The organism is Leptolyngbya sp. AS-A5, assembly GCF_039962495.1.
Taxonomy (GTDB): Bacteria; Cyanobacteriota; Cyanobacteriia; order Leptolyngbyales; family Leptolyngbyaceae; genus Leptolyngbya.
Window position 1 is genome coordinate 190182 of record NZ_JAMPLL010000003.1, and the last position, 16982, is coordinate 207163.

18 protein-coding genes and 1 pseudogene are annotated in these 16982 nt (G+C 49.5%); 5 read left to right on the forward strand and 14 right to left on the reverse strand.

The window, feature by feature from the left end:
* Nucleotides 1–2 precede the first annotated feature (2 nt).
* Together cysT and NC980_RS05535 are read right to left on the reverse strand one after the other, a co-directional pair.
* Nucleotides 3–896 carry a sulfate ABC transporter permease subunit CysT gene (cysT, locus tag NC980_RS05530; RefSeq protein WP_190377778.1) on the reverse strand — a complete coding sequence of 298 codons (894 nt, stop codon included), beginning with the start codon at nucleotides 894–896 and terminating at the stop codon, nucleotides 3–5.
* Between the two features lie 85 nt (nucleotides 897–981).
* Nucleotides 982–2124, reverse strand: a complete 1143-nt coding sequence (locus tag NC980_RS05535) for a sulfate ABC transporter substrate-binding protein (RefSeq protein ID WP_190377779.1) — start codon at nucleotides 2122–2124, stop codon at nucleotides 982–984.
* A 233-nt stretch (nucleotides 2125–2357) separates the two neighbouring features.
* On the opposite strand from NC980_RS05535, the gene NC980_RS05540 reads away from it, so the two are divergent.
* The 3 genes from NC980_RS05540 to NC980_RS05550 all read left to right on the forward strand — a co-directional run bounded on the left by NC980_RS05540 (nucleotide 2358) and on the right by NC980_RS05550 (nucleotide 5268).
* On the forward strand, nucleotides 2358–3674 hold the full coding sequence (locus NC980_RS05540) for a sorbosone dehydrogenase family protein (RefSeq protein ID WP_242027054.1): 1317 nt from the start codon (nucleotides 2358–2360) through the stop codon (nucleotides 3672–3674).
* 104 nt (nucleotides 3675–3778) lie between these two features.
* Complete coding sequence (locus NC980_RS05545; protein ID WP_190377780.1) at nucleotides 3779–4594, forward strand: M15 family metallopeptidase; 816 nt, start codon at nucleotides 3779–3781, stop codon at nucleotides 4592–4594.
* A complete protein-coding gene (locus NC980_RS05550; protein ID WP_190377781.1) occupies nucleotides 4591–5268 on the forward strand; it encodes an ATP-dependent Zn protease in 678 nt (225 codons plus the stop codon). The genes NC980_RS05545 and NC980_RS05550 overlap by 4 nt, the downstream gene beginning before the upstream one ends.
* On the opposite strand, the gene NC980_RS05555 is transcribed toward NC980_RS05550, so the two are convergent.
* From NC980_RS05555 to NC980_RS05575, 5 genes are all read right to left on the reverse strand, one after another.
* Complete coding sequence (locus tag NC980_RS05555; protein ID WP_190377782.1) at nucleotides 5265–6020, reverse strand: HEAT repeat domain-containing protein; 756 nt, start codon at nucleotides 6018–6020, stop codon at nucleotides 5265–5267. The two genes, NC980_RS05550 and NC980_RS05555, sit on opposite strands and share 4 nt — an antisense overlap.
* A gap of 18 nt (nucleotides 6021–6038) precedes the next feature.
* Nucleotides 6039–6509, reverse strand: a complete 471-nt coding sequence (locus NC980_RS05560) for a GNAT family N-acetyltransferase (protein ID WP_190377783.1) — start codon at nucleotides 6507–6509, stop codon at nucleotides 6039–6041.
* Nucleotides 6510–6514: 5 nt separating this feature from the next.
* Nucleotides 6515–6754, reverse strand: coding sequence for a hypothetical protein (locus NC980_RS05565; RefSeq protein WP_190377784.1), 240 nt, complete (start codon nucleotides 6752–6754; stop codon nucleotides 6515–6517).
* A gap of 96 nt (nucleotides 6755–6850) precedes the next feature.
* Nucleotides 6851–7450 carry a low-complexity tail membrane protein gene (locus tag NC980_RS05570; RefSeq protein ID WP_190377785.1) on the reverse strand — a complete coding sequence of 200 codons (600 nt, stop codon included), beginning with the start codon at nucleotides 7448–7450 and terminating at the stop codon, nucleotides 6851–6853.
* Nucleotides 7451–7556: 106 nt separating this feature from the next.
* Nucleotides 7557–7682 (reverse strand): hypothetical protein, encoded by a 126-nt coding sequence (locus tag NC980_RS05575; protein WP_348253908.1) that lies wholly within the window; start codon nucleotides 7680–7682, stop codon nucleotides 7557–7559.
* Nucleotides 7683–8078: 396 nt separating this feature from the next.
* On the opposite strand from NC980_RS05575, the gene thrC reads away from it, so the two are divergent.
* Entirely contained in the window at nucleotides 8079–9146 is a 1068-nt protein-coding gene (thrC, locus tag NC980_RS05580; protein WP_190378024.1) for a threonine synthase, read from the forward strand.
* A 9-nt stretch (nucleotides 9147–9155) separates the two neighbouring features.
* Here the strand turns inward: thrC and NC980_RS05585 are convergent, their stop codons facing one another.
* The 3 genes from NC980_RS05585 to holA all read right to left on the reverse strand — a co-directional run bounded on the left by NC980_RS05585 (nucleotide 9156) and on the right by holA (nucleotide 11346).
* Entirely contained in the window at nucleotides 9156–9302 is a 147-nt protein-coding gene (locus NC980_RS05585; protein WP_190377786.1) for a hypothetical protein, read from the reverse strand.
* 111 nt (nucleotides 9303–9413) lie between these two features.
* Nucleotides 9414–9926, reverse strand: coding sequence for a DUF4168 domain-containing protein (locus NC980_RS05590; protein ID WP_190377787.1), 513 nt, complete (start codon nucleotides 9924–9926; stop codon nucleotides 9414–9416).
* A 433-nt stretch (nucleotides 9927–10359) separates the two neighbouring features.
* Entirely contained in the window at nucleotides 10360–11346 is a 987-nt protein-coding gene (holA, locus tag NC980_RS05595; RefSeq protein ID WP_190377788.1) for a DNA polymerase III subunit delta, read from the reverse strand.
* Nucleotides 11347–11477: 131 nt separating this feature from the next.
* Between holA and NC980_RS05600 the strand changes: the two genes are divergently transcribed.
* Nucleotides 11478–12263 carry a DUF1868 domain-containing protein gene (locus NC980_RS05600; RefSeq protein WP_190377789.1) on the forward strand — a complete coding sequence of 262 codons (786 nt, stop codon included), beginning with the start codon at nucleotides 11478–11480 and terminating at the stop codon, nucleotides 12261–12263.
* A gap of 41 nt (nucleotides 12264–12304) precedes the next feature.
* Here the strand turns inward: NC980_RS05600 and NC980_RS05605 are convergent.
* From NC980_RS05605 to ctaD, 4 genes and pseudogenes are all read right to left on the reverse strand, one after another.
* A pseudogene (locus NC980_RS05605) lies at nucleotides 12305–13114 on the reverse strand (Uma2 family endonuclease).
* Nucleotides 13115–13155: 41 nt separating this feature from the next.
* The gene (locus NC980_RS05610; RefSeq protein ID WP_190377790.1) at nucleotides 13156–14658 is read right to left on the reverse strand and encodes a GMC family oxidoreductase; all 1503 of its coding nucleotides are present in this window, start codon (nucleotides 14656–14658) and stop codon (nucleotides 13156–13158) included.
* 10 nt (nucleotides 14659–14668) lie between these two features.
* Nucleotides 14669–15277: a heme-copper oxidase subunit III gene (locus NC980_RS05615; RefSeq protein WP_190377791.1), complete on the reverse strand. Its 609-nt coding sequence runs from the start codon at nucleotides 15275–15277 to the stop codon at nucleotides 14669–14671.
* Nucleotides 15274–16962, reverse strand: coding sequence for a cytochrome c oxidase subunit I (gene ctaD / locus NC980_RS05620; protein ID WP_190377792.1), 1689 nt, complete (start codon nucleotides 16960–16962; stop codon nucleotides 15274–15276). The genes NC980_RS05615 and ctaD overlap by 4 nt, the downstream gene beginning before the upstream one ends.
* Nucleotides 16963–16982: the final 20 nt, after the last annotated feature.

Sequence of the window (16982 nt, forward strand, 5' to 3'; positions counted from 1 at the left end):
GATTAATGTCCTACTCGTCGAGTTGAAGAACCTGTATCGTAGCGACGACCCCAGGCTTGCAAGAGGTTCAAGCCCAACAGCATCACTAACGAAATAAACAGCAACACAATTCCGATCACAGTTGCGCCCGCATAATCGTATTGCTCAAGACGCTGGAAAATTAACACAGGCGCAATTAGATCTTTAAACGGTGTATTTGAAGCAATGATCACCGTTGAGCCATATTCACCGACTGCACGCGAGAATCCTAGCGCCACACCCGTTATGATTGCAGGCAACAACGGCGGCAGAATCACATACCGAAACGTTTGCCAATCTGACGCGCCCAAGCTCCAAGCCGCTTCCTCGATTTCTTTTTCCATTTCAGCGAGTACAGGCTGCACGGTGCGAATCACAAACGGTAATGAGATAAAGATCATCGCAATCCCGACCCCTAATCGTGTGAATGCGACTTTGATTCCAAAGGGTGTAAGCAGCGAACCGATCCAGCCATTCTCGCTGTAAACCGTGGCTAACGTTAACCCCGCTACCGCAGTGGGCAACGCAAACGGTAAATCAACCGACGCATCAATAAATCGTTTGAGCGGAAAGTCATAGCGAACTAACACCCAAGCAATCAATGTGCCAAACACACCATTGATTAATGCTGCAATCAGTGAAGTTGTAAACGTAATGTCATACGTAGCAAGCGCGATCGGACTTGTCGCAATTTGCCAAAATCTCTCCACGCCAACCGTTGATGCCCTTAAGAACATTGCGGTAACAGGCACAAACAGCATCACGGCGAGATACCCGATCATGATGCGCCACGTCCATGGAGCTTGCACGACCGATCGAACCATCATTTTCCAAACTGGGACTTTCTCAGATCCTGTAGGACTGGAAGCAACCATCATCAATCACTCCAAATGAGAAATTCCGCGATCGTCATGAGCAAGGGTTACACCAGGCTTCGCGATCGCGGATCAACTATCAACTCTACTATTGTTTGGAGGCAGCTAGCGTCTGATCAAATACGCCGCCATCTTCAAAGAATTTCGTCTGCACGTTGCTCCAGCCACCAAAATCCTGAATGGATGACAATTTCGTTACAGGAGGCAGTTTTGCCGTATCCGCTTTCGTTCCAGCAGCACTATCGAGCGGACGGAAGCCGAGCTTGAGAAATTCAGCCTGGGCTTCGGGAGTAAACAAGAACTTCGCAAAGGCTTCAGCAACCTCGCGGGTTCCATGCTTGTCTACGTTTTTATCCACGATAGCCACCGGAGTATCGATCGAGATATTCACGTCGGGCGCAACATAATCGAGCGCTTCTCCCTTTTGCTTCGCCAGAATGACTTCGTTTTCATATTGAATCAACGCATCCCCTTGACCTTGTTTCGCAAAAGCGTCAGTTGATTCGCGAGCATCTTTCGCCAACACTGCCACATTCTTGTAGGCCTGGGTCACAAACTCTTTCGCTTTCGCTTCATCATTGTTGTTGCGTTTGAGGGCATCATTCCACAACACTAGGAAATTCCAGCGTGCGCCGCCTGAGGTTTTCGGATCAGCCGTGACCCATTTCACATCATCGCGGGTCAAATCTTGGAAGGTTTTAACATTTTTGGGATTGCCAGGACGCACGACGATCGCTGCTACCGTTTTCGCCACCGTGCCATTATTCGACACTCTGGCTTCCCAGCCTGAATTCACCAGTCCAGCTTTGACCAGCTTCTCCGTGTCAGCGGCTAACGCCAAATGCGTAATGTCGGCTTCTAAACCGTCGATAACCGCGCGGGTTTGAGAACCAGAACCCCCATAGCTTTGCTTAAAGGTAACGTTTTGACCTTTCTCTCTTTTCCACTGCTCGACAAATTTAGGAATAATTGCATCGTGCGCCGCTTTCGGAATCGCGTAGCTTACTAGCGTCAATTCAACATCTTTTGCTGAATTGGAAACCGGACTGGCATTTCCTCCAGCAGCAGGCGTTGAAGCATCATTGCCACCGCCGCAAGCCGCGATCGCAAAGCTCAAGCTCACACCAATCACAAAGAGTGAGACCGATTTGCGTAGCGATCGGGGTGTCCAAAATGCTTGGAATCTTTGGGCATTCTTCGCCCACTGTGTCTGGAACCGCCAACCCTTCATTGTGTTCTCCTTATTCTACGGTTTGTCGCTAATGTTTTCGTATTTTTTTTCGATTCTCATCGTATCGGGGAACCGGGAAGAATGCAAGAAGAATCTCCGTTTTCTTGAGTGGATTAGGCGGGATTCTCAATAAATTCTGCAAAAGGTTTCGGGCTTAGCAACATCTACCTCGTCAAAGATGTCAAATTGTGTTTCTATCTGTACGCTAGAAACTGCACTGTTTTCCTGCCTTCATGCTGATTCGTTCTTCTAAAAGTGCCTTCGCTGCAATGCTGCTGGCGATCGCAGCATTAAGTGCCTGCACAACGCAACCTTCTGAAACGGGAAGCGAGCCTCGACCCGCACAGGCTTCTTCCACCCCAAGCCGCACAATTCGCACAGAAGTGCTTGAACCGCAGCCGCTCCGAGTGGATTTGGCGCAACTGCCACCGCCGAGTCAGCCAGATAGCGCTTCAAAGCCTCCATCTGTGGTGCCCGTTCCAGACAATCCGGTGTTGCGGGTTCCGGCAGGATTCACGGTCAATGTCTTTGCCGAAGGACTCGATCGACCGCGCTGGCTAGCACTCACTCCGAACGGCGAGGTCTTGGTGACTGAAACTCGTCAAAACCGGATTATGCTGCTTCAGCACCGAGATGGTGCTGTGTTTAGCCGTAGACCCTTTGCCACCGCCGAAAACGGATTAAATTTACCGCTTGGAATGACGTTTGCAGGTGATTCGTTTTTTGTCGGCAACACTGACGCAGTTCTACGGTTTCCCTACGTAAATAATCAAATTTCAGGACGAGGCGAAAAAATTACAGAGCTTCCAGGACAAGGGTATAACCAGCACTGGACGAGAAATGTTGTAGCATCCCCTGACGGACAAAAGCTTTACGTTTCTGTCGGATCGCGATCAAATGTCGATGAAGAACCTTTACCCCGCGCCTCGATTCAGGTGATGAATTTAGACGGGAGCGATCGGCAGACTTTTGCCGCTGGGCTGAGAAATCCAGTTGGACTCGACTTCAATCCCCAAAGCGGAACATTATTCGCCACGGTGAACGAACGTGACAACCTCGGAGATGGCTTAGTCCCCGATTATCTCACTCAGGTCGAAGCAGGCGCATTCTACGGCTGGCCCTACGCTTATCTCAGCCCCGATCGTCTAGATCCCCGTCACCTTAAGGCAGATGGTAAGAGCACTCGCCCTGATCTCGCGGCAAAGACTCGCACTCCTGATGTTTTATTTGAGGCACATTCTGCTGCATTAGGACTGCGCTTTTATACAGGCAATACCTTTCCAGAAAAGTATCGCAACGGTGCGTTTGTCGCCTTCCGAGGATCGTGGAATCGTTCACAAGGAACCGGGTATAAAATCGTGTTCGTGCCGTTTAGCGAGGGTCGCCCTCAAGGGCAGTACGAAGACTTTCTCACTGGATTTCTACTTGATCCAAAAATCCCAACGACTTGGGGTAGACCGGTTGGATTGCTCGTTCTAAATGATGGCAGTCTTTTATTTACCGACGAAGCAAACAATCGGATTTATCGGGTTCAGTATACAGGACAATAATTGGCAGCGTTGTACGGGGAACTACGGCTTCTTGGCGCGTCTCTAATGTGCGATCATTCGTTCACCTGACATACTATGTAAAGTAACGTTGAGGAGATGACGTTTTGAGTAACGCCAGCCAACCGGGAAAGTCGCAGCAGGATCCGCCATCGTTTGACGATATCCCGATCGCGGAACGTGAAACGGTGGTTGAATTAGCTAAACCGAAATCTCAACTGCTTCCCTGGCTATGGGGGTTGGGGGGGTTCGGTGCGATCGCGCTGCTGTCTGGAGGCGGCTGGTTTGCGTATCAAGCTGCACAAACTCGCAGCAATCCCACTGTCGCAGCATCTCCTTCTCCGGCTGCTTCGCTCAGTTCCCAATCCGCAGATGAGCGCCTTCTCAATCATTTTGCCTATCCTGAAGCGCCAAAATCTGAGTTAGAACCCATCAGCGCCGATGGAGCCATGAAGATGCGGAGTCCTGCTGCAAGGGCGTTTCGAGAGATGGTGGCAGCAGCGAGTGCAGAAGAAGTTATTCTGAATCCGATTTCAGCATTTCGATCAATTAGCGAACAACAGCAAATTTATTTCGAGATCAAAGCAGAGCGATCGCAAACGCTACAGGAGCGGGCTTTAGTGAGCGCCCCACCTGGGTACAGTGAACATCACACGGGTTATGCGATCGACATCGGGGATGGCAATGTTCCTGCCACGAATCTCAGTCCAGATTTTGAAAAAACGCCCGCGTTTCAGTGGCTCAGCAAGAATGCTACCCGATTTAACTTTGAGTTGTCTTTTCCCAAAGGAAACAAGCAGGGGGTAACTTATGAACCCTGGCATTGGCGATTTGTCGGAGATAAAGCCAGTTTAGAAACGTTCTACAAATCCAAAGAGTTTCAGCAACAGCAAGCTTCCCCTTTTCCCAGTCCCTCACCATGAATCAAACGGCTCTAAATCTCGTTGCCATTGGTATTTTTGGCATGACGCTTTCGACGTTACTCAGTCCACTGCTGCACATTCCACCTGCGGTTCCCGCGATCGCAACCTTCAGCATTCTGGGACTGGCGACGCTGGATGCGTTCCAATTGCAGGGGAAATTTGGCTTGATCGCGCTCGACTGGTTCGCCAGTTTTTCACCGGAATATCGCGATCGCGTTCTACGCCACGAAGCCGGACATTTTCTTACAGCGCAACAGCTTGAAATTCCGGTTGTGAGCTATACCTTGAACGCTTGGGAAGCCTTTCGACAGGGTCGATCCGGGCAAGGCGGCGTGCAGTTTGACACGCAAGAACTTGAATCGGAATTAAAGCAAGGCAAGCTGTCGGCTCAACTGATCGAGCGTTATTGTACGGTGTGGATGGCGGGAATTGCGGCAGAGCAGTTAGCCTTTGGAAATTCTGAGGGCGGGACGGACGATCGCCAAAAATTTCGCGAGACGTTAGTGAAGTTAGGCATTCCCGCTTCTGAGCTGCCCCAACGTGAGCGATTATCGATTCTCAGAGCCAAAGAGCTTTTGCAGAACCATCAAGCGGCTTACGATGCGCTTGTGACAGCACTGCGGGAAAGGCAATCGATCGAACAGTGCTGCCGCGCGATTCAAAACGCAGACTAGAACCAATCCTCTTGCTCTAGCGTCTCAATCACCTGCAAGCCTCGTGCATCGCCAACCTTCAGCATTGAGGCTTTTGCATCCTCACGCACTCCGCTATCTTCGTCTTCCGCAAACGCTTCAATCAAGGCATCGATCGCGGTTGCGTACACCACATTCGAGGGCATTTCGCGACATAACTCACCCAGCGACCACGCGCAATTACTGCGAATCGCCGCCACTGGATCGCGCCGCAACGCCTCAATTAATGGCGGTACAGCCGCAACTACAACCTCATATCCCAACGTTGCCATCTGTGCCAAAGAACTCGCCGCCCACAACCTAACCGCAGAGATATCCGTTTTCAGCGCCTCGATTAACGTATCGAGCGATCGACGATCGCGACAATTTCCCAATGCCCAGACAATTCCTTTTCGCACATAGCCATTCCAATCTTGACGATAGCGATCAATTAACGGCTCAACCGCATCAGGGCTCGGATTTCGACCCAGCGCATACGCCGCACTTACTCGCACCAGCGGACAGGGATCGCTTAACAGCGTAATTAACTGCGGAATCGCCCGATCGTCCTGCACATCGCAAAACACCCGCGCCGCTAGCATTCGCTGCTGAATATCGGATGCGTCCAGCAACGGCAACATCGCATCCGCATCCGGTTTCGGCGTGACTTCATCAGCGATCGCCGGAATGTGATCCAACGGGTCTTCTAAATCCGCTTCAATATCTAGAACGGTTAAATCGTCATCGCTATACATAAGAAGTATTTTATCCAGCTATTCGATCGATTTGGTCATCCACCGCGACTGAGTTTCGTATCCCAGAGCGCGGTAAAGTCCAAGTGCAGGCAAATTTGTTTCAAACACTTGCAGCCCGATTTGCCGATCGCCGCGTAACTTTGCCCATGTTTCAGCGTAGCGCACTAGCGCCGCTCCTATTCCCTTCCGTCGATGATCTGGCATGACATACAGCAACAAAATATGAGCCTGTCGATCGCCACTGCCCTGATCGATCGCGCTTCCGAGCCACAGTCCAGCGATCGGGTTCCAGCTTGATTCATTCGATCCTTGCACCCAGACGAGCGGCGTTTCGGGTGAAAAAAATCGGTCGATCGCGTCTTCAAGCTGAGAAAATTCGCCCTTGAAGAGTTCACGATAGGTACACTGCATAAAGCTTAGTAGCCGATCGCGATCGCGTCTAGAGCCTGTGCCGCGTTCAAGCGAATACCCTGGAATGAATTCCGTCACTGCCTTTAGAGTTGGGTCGGATCGTTGGGCAACCCTTGAATAAAGGGTGCAAGGTTCGGCGGTAACCCTGCGACTGCATCGGCATCAGGAATCTGAGCCCTATCGCTGGTCGGGTTCGCCTCCTCGATCGGAGCGGGGGCTGCCATATCATTCGGCAGGAAAATCCGCGCGCTAACGACAACCAGCGAGAACACAAACACCAAAACGACAATCAAGGGGGCAATGTATTGACGAAAAAAAGCCATGATTTTAAGCAGAGACGATCGCGGATAGAGCCGGAGCTTTGCTGTAAAGTTCCTTTCTTTATCCTAAGTCGATTTGCTCTAATCCAGACGATCTTTTTAAGTCGTGGAATCCACTCTAAGCGGCGGGACGATCGCATTAACTGGAAATCCGAACACGAAGAGACGGTTGAGAATTTGATCAACTTCGATCGGCTGAATCAGCGCCACTTCTGCCTCGCTCGATAGCATCACCAGCAGAACGCTAAGCGGCACTTGTAGAAATAAGTTAGCTGCAAAAAATCCAAGCGCTGCCACAATTAGCCCTGAGCCTCTAGCTGGAATCGGGGTGATTGCTTCTGCGATCGGCGCGATTGCGTAAATTTGCTTCAGTGCCAGAAATAAAACAAACGCCGCAACTCCAACCGCGATCGGATTGCGACGAGCGACAAACATTGCCAAAATCTTTCTTTGTGCTTCGGTTAACTGTGAAGGACGGAGCGCCACTGCTAGCAGACTATAGATATAGAAGGGTTTTTGAAGCTGCATCCAAGTGATCGGCGCAATGCCCGTGATCGCGACGAGTCCTAGTTCCAACCAAGGTGGCAAAATCGGATCACCTGCTGCCAACCCTAATAAACAAACGAGCAGGGACAGCGGCACGGCCGCAATCCCTGCAAGATGAATCCACAAATACGGATCAGCCCAAAACGATCGCATATTAAAACGTTCGTAGTAATGACTGAATCAGTATATCGTTCAAAGTGGAAGAGGTGAGAAATAGAGAGTGTTACAGTTTCTCTCTATTTCTCACCTCTTCGGAACTCTATGAAACTGGGCTAACCGGTTGCTCCGTTCGCTGCTGTTTGAGGGCTTGAAGCTGTTTGAGGAGCAGATCAGCCTCCGCTTGCAGGTCGAAGAACTTGGCTTGTTGATCAACAGGATAGAGCAATTTGATCTTCTCCTGCGCGATAGCCACGCTACACGAGTACGTGTTCGTGGTTTCAGATGCACCCCGCTGAGAACCGCAGACCGCAGTGTTACTAAGTTGTCCGTTTGAAGCGTTCATATTGATTAGTAATTTGTACTTACTCACACCACCAGAAGATCTTAACTCAAACTTAACAGAAGTTTGTATTCTGGTATCCACTTTTAGACGATAGCAGATTCCCTCAGTTCCAGAAGAAATTCCGAAATCACAGAATCTGGTGATTAACGATTAAAATCTGGCTGCATTTGAAGCCGCTAAACACAGTACACTAGAATATTGCCACTGTATTTCACCCTCTAAAGATTGATTCCTGTGACCTTACGCCTGTCTCTTGCAAATCCCTCTCCCTCTGAAGAACTGCCTAGAGTCCAACCCTGGCGCGGTTTAATTCACGGCTATCGACGCTACCTGCCCGTAACCGATCAAACGCCTGTTGTGACCCTGCACGAAGGCAATACGCCCTTGATCCCGGTGCCTGCAATCTCGCAAGCGATCGGTCGTCAGGTGCAAGTTTTTGTCAAGTACGACGGCTTGAATCCAACGGGAAGCTTCAAAGATCGCGGTATGACAATGGCGATCTCAAAGGCGAAGGAAGCAGGGGCAGAAGCGGTGATCTGTGCAAGTACCGGAAATACTTCAGCAGCGGCGGCAGCTTACGCTCGTCGCGGTGGAATGCGGGCGTTTGTACTGATTCCTGATGGCTATGTAGCTTTGGGTAAACTAGCGCAAGCGCTGTTATATGGAGCCGAAGTTTTATCGATTAAAGGCAACTTCGATCGCGCCTTAGAAATCGTGCGAGAAATGTCTCAGAATTATCCCGTTACTTTGGTCAATTCGGTAAATCCCTATCGTCTAGAAGGACAAAAAACGGCGGCATTTGAAGTCGTTGATGTCTTGGGTGATGCCCCCGACTGGCTTTGTATTCCGGTGGGCAATGCCGGAAATATTAGCGCGTACTGGATGGGATTTTGTCAGTACCACCAGGAAGGTCGATCGTCGAAATTGCCAAAAATGATGGGGTTCCAAGCGGCAGGTGCATCTCCGCTGGTCAAGGGAGAACCATTTACGCATCCAGAAACCTTAGCAACGGCGATTCGGATTGGGAATCCGGCGAACTGGAATCGAGCGATCGCGGTTCGAGATGCAAGCCAAAGCAGCTTTAATGCCGTGACTGATGAAGAAATTCTGACAGCTTATCGAATGCTGGCAGCGAATGAAGGCATTTTCTGTGAGCCTGCGAGTGCTGCATCAGTAGCAGGATTGCTAAAGGTGAAGGATCAAGTTCCAACTGGGGCAACTATCGTTTGTGTCCTGACTGGAAACGGTTTGAAAGACCCGGATTCAGCAATCAAGTTCAGCGAAAATAACTTCAAGCAAGGAATTGACCCTGATTTAAGTGCGGTTGCGGGAGCAATGGGATTCTAATTAAAGTACCTATTTTAGTGGTCGAGCAATCATAAGCTCGATCTCATCTTCCACCCGATTTAGATAAGCTTCTAAGTCGGGTGATATTTTTACGCCAGCTTTCAGTGCTGTGTGAATGATTCCAGCTTCGCCGTTTTTGCTGTCTTCATTCTGCATTGCTCGAATCGCCGCTGCGATCGTACTCCGATTTAAAACACGGCGTGTAAATTAATACAAAACACGCTAGAAGGGGATTTCTTCTACCGTGTTTAGTGATAGGGAGGTTTGCTATTTTGCGTCTTTGCAGCTAATCTCACCAAGCTTTAGGCGACGAGCTTCTTGGGCAACACGATCGCACATCTGACGACTTCCAACTTGGCTTTGGAACGAATTAAATTCTTCCGGCGTGAGTTTGGGATTTTGGCTTGCGAGAATATCGTAAAAACTCTGGCGAAACTGCTGACACAAGCCACGAACTCGATCCCGCGCCCCTCCGTTGACTTGATTGATGTTTTGGCAAACGCCACTGGGCACATTTCCGCCTGTGGCTTGTTGGAGTTGACTTTGCAGGGCTTGTCTACGTTGTTCCAGGGCAACTGCAGAACGGACATATCGAGTGAATGAAGATTCCTGAGCGGATGCGGAAGAATCAAACATCTGGGCGATCGAGGGAGCCGATAGATTCGGTGCCCAGCCTGCTAAAACTGCGATCGAGGAGAATGCTCCTAACACGATCGAGCGTTTGACTAACCAGCAAGAGAGAGAAGAGAGATCACGGTTCATCATAAGACGGTGTGACATTCGGGGAACTAGCACACAAGAGAGGTACAAGGAATCTGAATTATTTTACTTGCAAGAAGTTCCAGAAAACGGGAAGAAGGTTAAAAAAGTTCGGGCGGCTGGCTCTACTCCCATGATTTCTGTCGCCGTTCACCCGGATCTTCACTACCCAACTTTCAGATGCGCCCGATTTACAGCCAGGATTGGACAATAATGAATTATCGAGTTTGAGGACTACTCATGACGGGTCAACTTCTCAATACTGATGAAATCGTCACGGAGCTAGGTATTAGCCAATCGATTATGTTTGCGGTGGTGCGATCGATCTGGGCAAGTGATTCCGACAGGTGCAGAGCGAGCGGAAAACGAGCGTCTGAGAGCAGATGAAGCCCGAATCAAAAGCGCAACGCTTAGCAGAGCGCCTGAGAGCACTGGGAATTGATCCCGATGAAGTTTAGCGGCTTCGGAAAATTTGACACAGTTCGATCGTTTTGGTTTGAAGGGCGATCGTTTCATCGTGACCCCGCTTGAGGCTGAATTCTAGATTGAGCAGCAAGGGCAAAGCGCTTTGCAGTTGGATGAGTGAAGTTGAGAAGAGTTCTTGTTTGAGATAGTAAAGCTGCTTTGGGTTGTTTAGCTCCGCAGCTTTAGCAATTTCTCGATCATCTCGCTCTCCTAATTCCAGCATCAGCTTGATCCAGAGTCGCAGGCGAAACTGCCCAACCAGCGTACTCACAATTCGCAAAGCTGGCTCATTTTGCCGCAGTAAATCGCTCACCAGCTCTAATGCTTCTGCTGTTTTTCCCTGCCGAATTGCTGTCAGCAGTTGCAGTGAACTTTGTGTACTGGCAGTGATTAACGGCGCGATCGCGCTTTCATTCAGCAGCTTATTGGATTCACCTGCGAACACTTTGAGCTTTTCGAGTTCGCTGTAAAGTTGGCGCGTATCGTTGCCGACAGCTTCGGTAATGTAGTCGATCGCGCCTTGCGTGAGTTTCAGATCTAATTCCTGTGCAACTCGCTGCACTTGTTTGCTAATTAGTTCAGTTTTCCAAGGTGAAATGAGGGCGAATTCTTCAAGGGTCGCGTACTTCTGGAGCAGTTTGGTTGATTTTAGCCGTCCATCGGGTTTGGTCGAACTGGTCAATAGAAGCGTTGTCGTTTCAGGCAAGGCGATGAGGGTGCGATCGAGTTCAGTTAGGACATCTTCAGGACAGCGTTGCGCTAGAGTTGTTTCTGAGAGCCAGACGAGGCGATTTCCGGCACCAAATGGAGGAGTCATCGCCTGATTCAGCGCTTGAGCGATCGCATCACTTTGATCCGACGAGAATTTATCAAAATTAAAACTTTCCCATATTGGGTCAAGTATCTTTTGTTTCAGGCGCTTCACGGCTTGAGAGAGCGCAAAGCTATCCTCGCCCCAATAAAAGTAAATCCCCATACTGATCTTCGCTTCCCGTTGCCCTAGAGTAATACCCGATCGTTAAATCTCTCGTAGTAGGATGACACTTTACCGTTAGATTTAAGAATGGATTTCTAATTTATCGATTTACGGCGCGAGGCGATCGCACATTGGACGAGAATTATCAAACTTTCCTCAATCGCGTGATGCGGTTAACCCTGCCGGACACTTACAAGTCTCAGGTGCAGCACATCCAAAAGTCCCCAAAGTTTCAGCGCTCCCTGGAGGATGTATGGCTTCCGACTGCGTTTCCCGGCTACACGGTGATTACGCCGCCTGGATCTGAAGACGGCAAAAATCGGGGTCTCTATGAGTCTCTGAAACATTACCAGAATCGGATTGCCCAAACGCTAGGGGCTGAGATGTTTGCGCCGATTCCAGCAGACAGTTTTCATGTGACGGTTGCGGATCTTATCTGGAATGGCGCGTATCTTCATGCGGCAGAATCGCCGGGATTTGATGAGCGCTTGCGCGATCGTGTGGCGGGTAGTTTCCGTCAGTCTCAGCCGATTGGCACCGGAGAGGCGATTCGATTCCAGGTGGTCGGATTGATGGTGATGGCAAGAGCGATCGCGGTTTGCCTGGCAACGGTTGATAGTTCAGGATACGAGCGGATTTTGAAATTCCGGCGATCCATCTATCAAAATCCAGGTCTAATCGAGATTGGCATCGAGCAGCAATACTACTTCACGCCACACATTACGCTGGGCTATTTTGGCAAGCTGCCAACGGATCTCGATCGCGCTCAATTAAGTCAAACGTTTGATGAGTTGAACCAAGACTGGTTAGACAACTATCCCGATAATGAGTTCTGGATTCATCAAGCAGAGTTCCGCAAGTTTAACAACATGGTGGAATATCTGCGAGAGCCAGATTGGGCGACGTTTCAGTTTTGAGGTGGGAAGTAGCGATCGTGAGTGAGATCGCTACTTCTTCCCTAACCTTCATCGGGATCAATCCCTAGTGCCCGGAGCTGCTCAGCTAGTCGTTCGGCGCGTTGGTGTTCTGTTTCGGCTTGATGGCGTTCGATTTCGGCGCGTTGACGCTCGATTTCTAGACCTTCGGCTCCAGTCGGAATCACCTGACCGGAACGATCGCACCACCGCAACCACAGCCGCATCACTTCGTCTTCAAACTGTCCTTCCCAGAGTGACAAGCCTAATCCAACGGCTTCGAGCCAGACGAATTACCCTGGTTGGGAGAGTCCCTCTGGTGGGGTCAATTCGACATAACCGCTTTGTGCGATCGCCCACACGCGCAGTAGTGCGCCATTCATATCGGCTTGAATTTGCTGGAGCGGATCGAACACCACATAGCAACGGACACCGATTTGAGCATAAATGTCTTTTTTCGCTGTCGCTTTTCCCTTCTGGCGGGATTTTTGGCTGAGCGCGACTTCATCTCCTTCCTGATTGGAAACAATCTCGATGCAAACTTCTGGGACTTTACCAAACTCCCACACAAAGTAGGAGCGGTTTCGTCGTTCTGAGAAGTCAGCGCATTGCGCGCCCAAACTCAGCATCACATCGGGGACGATCAGATCGCCCTTCAGCTTGTAAAATAAGCCAACATTTGCAGCCGCTAGGAAGGGAGCGGGCAGCGCTTTGGAACTGTAAAGCGGTTCGACTAACAGCCGTTGATGTTTTTCAGGTTGAAAGTTGTTCACTGGGGTATCGTCCTCGATCATCAGATGGCTGATGTCTAGTTCTGTGATGATGTCTTCGTCGTTCAGCAAATCTTGAGACATCGACAATTCCCCAACTCAATAGAACTATTATGGCGCGATCGTTATTTCAACCGCTCAACCAGATGATCGCCCACGCGCAACGCATTCGCCATCACGGTAAGCGACGGACTCACACTCGCATTCGATGGGAAAAAGCTACTATCCACCACGTAAAGATTATCGACTTCATGCGTGCGACAGTTGAGATCTAACACGGAAGTATTGGGATCTTCGCCAAATCGACAGGTACCACATTGATGCGCCACTACCTGAATCGGCATATCACTGCGAGGATGGGCAGCGCGATTGAACATTGAAGGCTGGGAAGCTTCGACTTGTTTGAGCGCATCAATCCAGCGATAGACTAAGCGATCGTGTGCTTCCACATTGTTGGCGGTGTAGTCGATGTGCAGCTTATCTCCGACGAAGCGGAGGCGATTGTCGGGATTCGGTAAGTCTTCAGTTTGTAACCACCAACCGAGCGATCGCGTTGCCAATTGGCGAATTCCAAATCCGGGCAGCACTCGCGAAATCGCAGAGAGAACCGGAGGTGCTTCGGTAAAAATCACATCTTGCAAGATGCCACCTGAGTTCTGGACATGACCCATTGGATAGGTGTAATCACCATCGCCCCAGTAAAAATCATTGATTCCAAGGGTGCGCTGGAATAGTCCACAGTTCGCGTCTGCCATCAGTTGCACCACAACCGATAGCTGTTGCTTCATTAGATTGCGTCCGACTTGATTGGAATGGTTCGCAATGCCGTTTGGGTGCTTTTCGTTTTGCGATCGTAATAGCAATGCCGCAGAGTTGATCGCACCACAAGACAACACAATGATATGCCCAAGGAAGAGATACGATTGTTCACCAACCTTAGCTTCAACAGCTTTGATTTCTGTGCCAGAAGGATTGGTATGTAAACAAACAACTTGAGCAGAAGTCTTCAGCGTCACATTCTCATAGTCTAGAATCGGAGTAATCCCTGTATCTTCGGCATCAGTTCTCCCTTGCTGATTGATGCCCAGAGGTAAATAAGCGGGATGTAAGCCTTGTTTGGAAAGTCCATCACACACGGTTTGAATGTGCGATTCATGTGCAACTTCAGAAAATGGATAGTCTTCGCTGTGCGTAGGTTCTGTCGGGTCGTCCCCTAGCTTGCCGTGAACTTGGTATAGCTTTTCAGCTTCAGTGTAATAAGGCTCGAAGTCTGAGTATTTTACGCCCCATTCTGGAGAAATGCCGTCTTGATGTTCAACGGCTTCAAAGTCTCGATCGCGCATTCGCATCAAGACTCCGCTATAGATCTTCGTATTACCGCCGACACAATAGCTCGTTTGCGGATAAAACGGCTCTCCATTCTCGTCGTACCATTGTTCCGGGGCGTGAAACTGTTCTTTTTTAAACAGTTCGATGTCCTGAGTTTGGGAGCTTTCTCGCACCGGGAAAAAGCCACGCTCTAGAACTAGAATCTTTTTACCTGTAGGAGCAAGCTTACGCGCCAGAGTGCCGCCTCCTGCGCCTGTGCCGACAATAATCACATCATAGAATTGATCATCAATAATCATGGCGCTGCTCCTACTGCCAGACATAAATCAGAACATACAGAATAATCCAGATGACATCGACAAAGTGCCAGAACAAAGAGGTCGCTTCTACGCCAAAGTAACCACTGTCGTAGTTACCGGGAATAAACGATCGACCAATCATGATCGTTTGCAGCAAAATTCCACTGAGAACGTGCAAGCCATGAAATCCGGTTAATAGATAAAACAATCCACCGAATACGCCAGAGGTCAGTCCAAAGCTCAGTTGATTCCATTCAACGGCTTGACCATAAAGGAAGTAACCCCCCATTGCCATTGTTGCTAGCAGAAATAGTCGAAAGCCCCAGAGCTTTTTATCATGCAGATATCGTTCAGCGACATAGATCACAAAGCTACTGGAAACAAGAACGATCGTGTTGATCAACGGCTCTCTTGTCTCTAGAGGAGTGACTCCCGGTGGATACCAATCAGAGTTACTGGTTTTGAAAACACTGTAGCCAATAAAGAAACTGAGAAAAATCACACTCTCAGACAGCAGGAACACAATAAAGCCGAACTTACTGTTTTCTGCTTCCTCGTGTGCCTGCTCGGAGCGAATATCGGCTTCTATAGATTTCGCGATCGAACTTTCTGCGGTCATGTCGTTACTCCATCAGCGGGGACAATCTCGGACTGATTCTCGATAAGCGGTTGACTTTTGCCGTACTGATAAGGCGGTGAAATCACCACAGGAATTTTTTCAAAGTTCTCGACCGGAGGCGGGGAAGTAGTGAGCCATTCGAGACCGATCGCACGCCAGGGATTGTTCGGTGCTTTTTCCCCCTGAATCCAAGAACTCACCACGTTCAGAATGAAGGGTAACACTGAGATTCCGAGCAAAAATCCACCGATACTTGCCATCACATTCCACAGCGCAAACTCAGGATCATAAGAAGCAACTCGGCGCGGCATTCCCATCAATCCCGCAAAGTGCATTGGGAAGAAACACAAGGTTGTGCCAATGAAAGTCAGCGCAAAGTGTAGCTTTCCAAGTCCTTCGTAATACATTCTCCCGGTCATTTTCGGGAACCAATGATACAAACCTGCATAGATCCCAAAGACGATCGTGCCGTAAACCACGTAATGAAAATGAGCCACCACAAAGTAAGTATTGTTGACGTGAATGTCGAGCGGCACTGATCCCAGCATCACCCCAGTAATACCAGCAAACACAAAATTTGTGATTCCAGCAAGAGCAAACAACATCGAGGTCGTCAACCGCAGCTTTCCGCCCCAAATCGTTGCCACCCATCCAAACACCTTAACTCCAGTTGGAACGGCAACAAGCATCGTGGTAAACATAAACAGAATTCGCATCCATCCGGGAGTCCCACTGGCATACATATGATGCACCCACACTAAGCCGCTAACGAAGGTAATCATGAGTGATGAAGTAGCAATCACTCGATACCCAAACAAAGGTTTTCTCGCATAGACCGGAAGCACCTCGGAGAACATCCCAAACACGGGGAGCACCATTACATACACAGCAGGATGGGAATAGAACCAGAAAAAGTGCTGGTACAGCACTGGATTTCCGCCCCGCTCTGGCGCAAAGAAGCTCGTTCCTAAAGTTAAATCGAACAATAGCATTACGGCTCCGGCAGTCAGGGCAGGCAGTCCATAAAGCTGAATGAGCTGTGCAGCTAACACTGACCAGACAAACGCAGGCGTTCTATACCAAGTCATTCCGGGCGCACGCATTCTGACGATCGTCGTGACAAAGTTCACGCCACCAAGAATCGAGGACACCCCAGAAATCGCAACTGCAAGAATCCATAGCACCTGACCATTAATCAGGTTTCCGGTGGGATTTTGTAAGCTAACAGGTGGATAAGCCCACCATCCTGACTGTGAAGGACCCCCCGGAACAAAAAAGCTCGCGATCATCAAGATCCCAACCACAGGAATCATCCAGAACGAAACCGCATTCAGCCTTGGGAATGCCATATCTCGCGCCCCAATCATCAAGGGTACTAGATAGTTACTCAATCCCACCAATACGGGAAACGTCCACATAAATAGCATGATCGAACCGTGCATTGTGAACAATGCGTTATAAACTGTTCGATCGACCAAATCTGCTTCGGGTGTAATCAATTCACCGCGCATGATCATCGACAGCAATCCGCCGATCAAAAAGAAGACATACGCCGTCACAATGTACTGAATCCCAATCACCTTATGGTCGGTGCTGAAGGTGAAAAATCGCTTCCAGTTATCGGGCGCACCAGGATACGGTTGCTGGCGGGCGACCTCGATCGCTTCTACAGGAACATTCGTCATCGCAATTTATCCAGTTATTT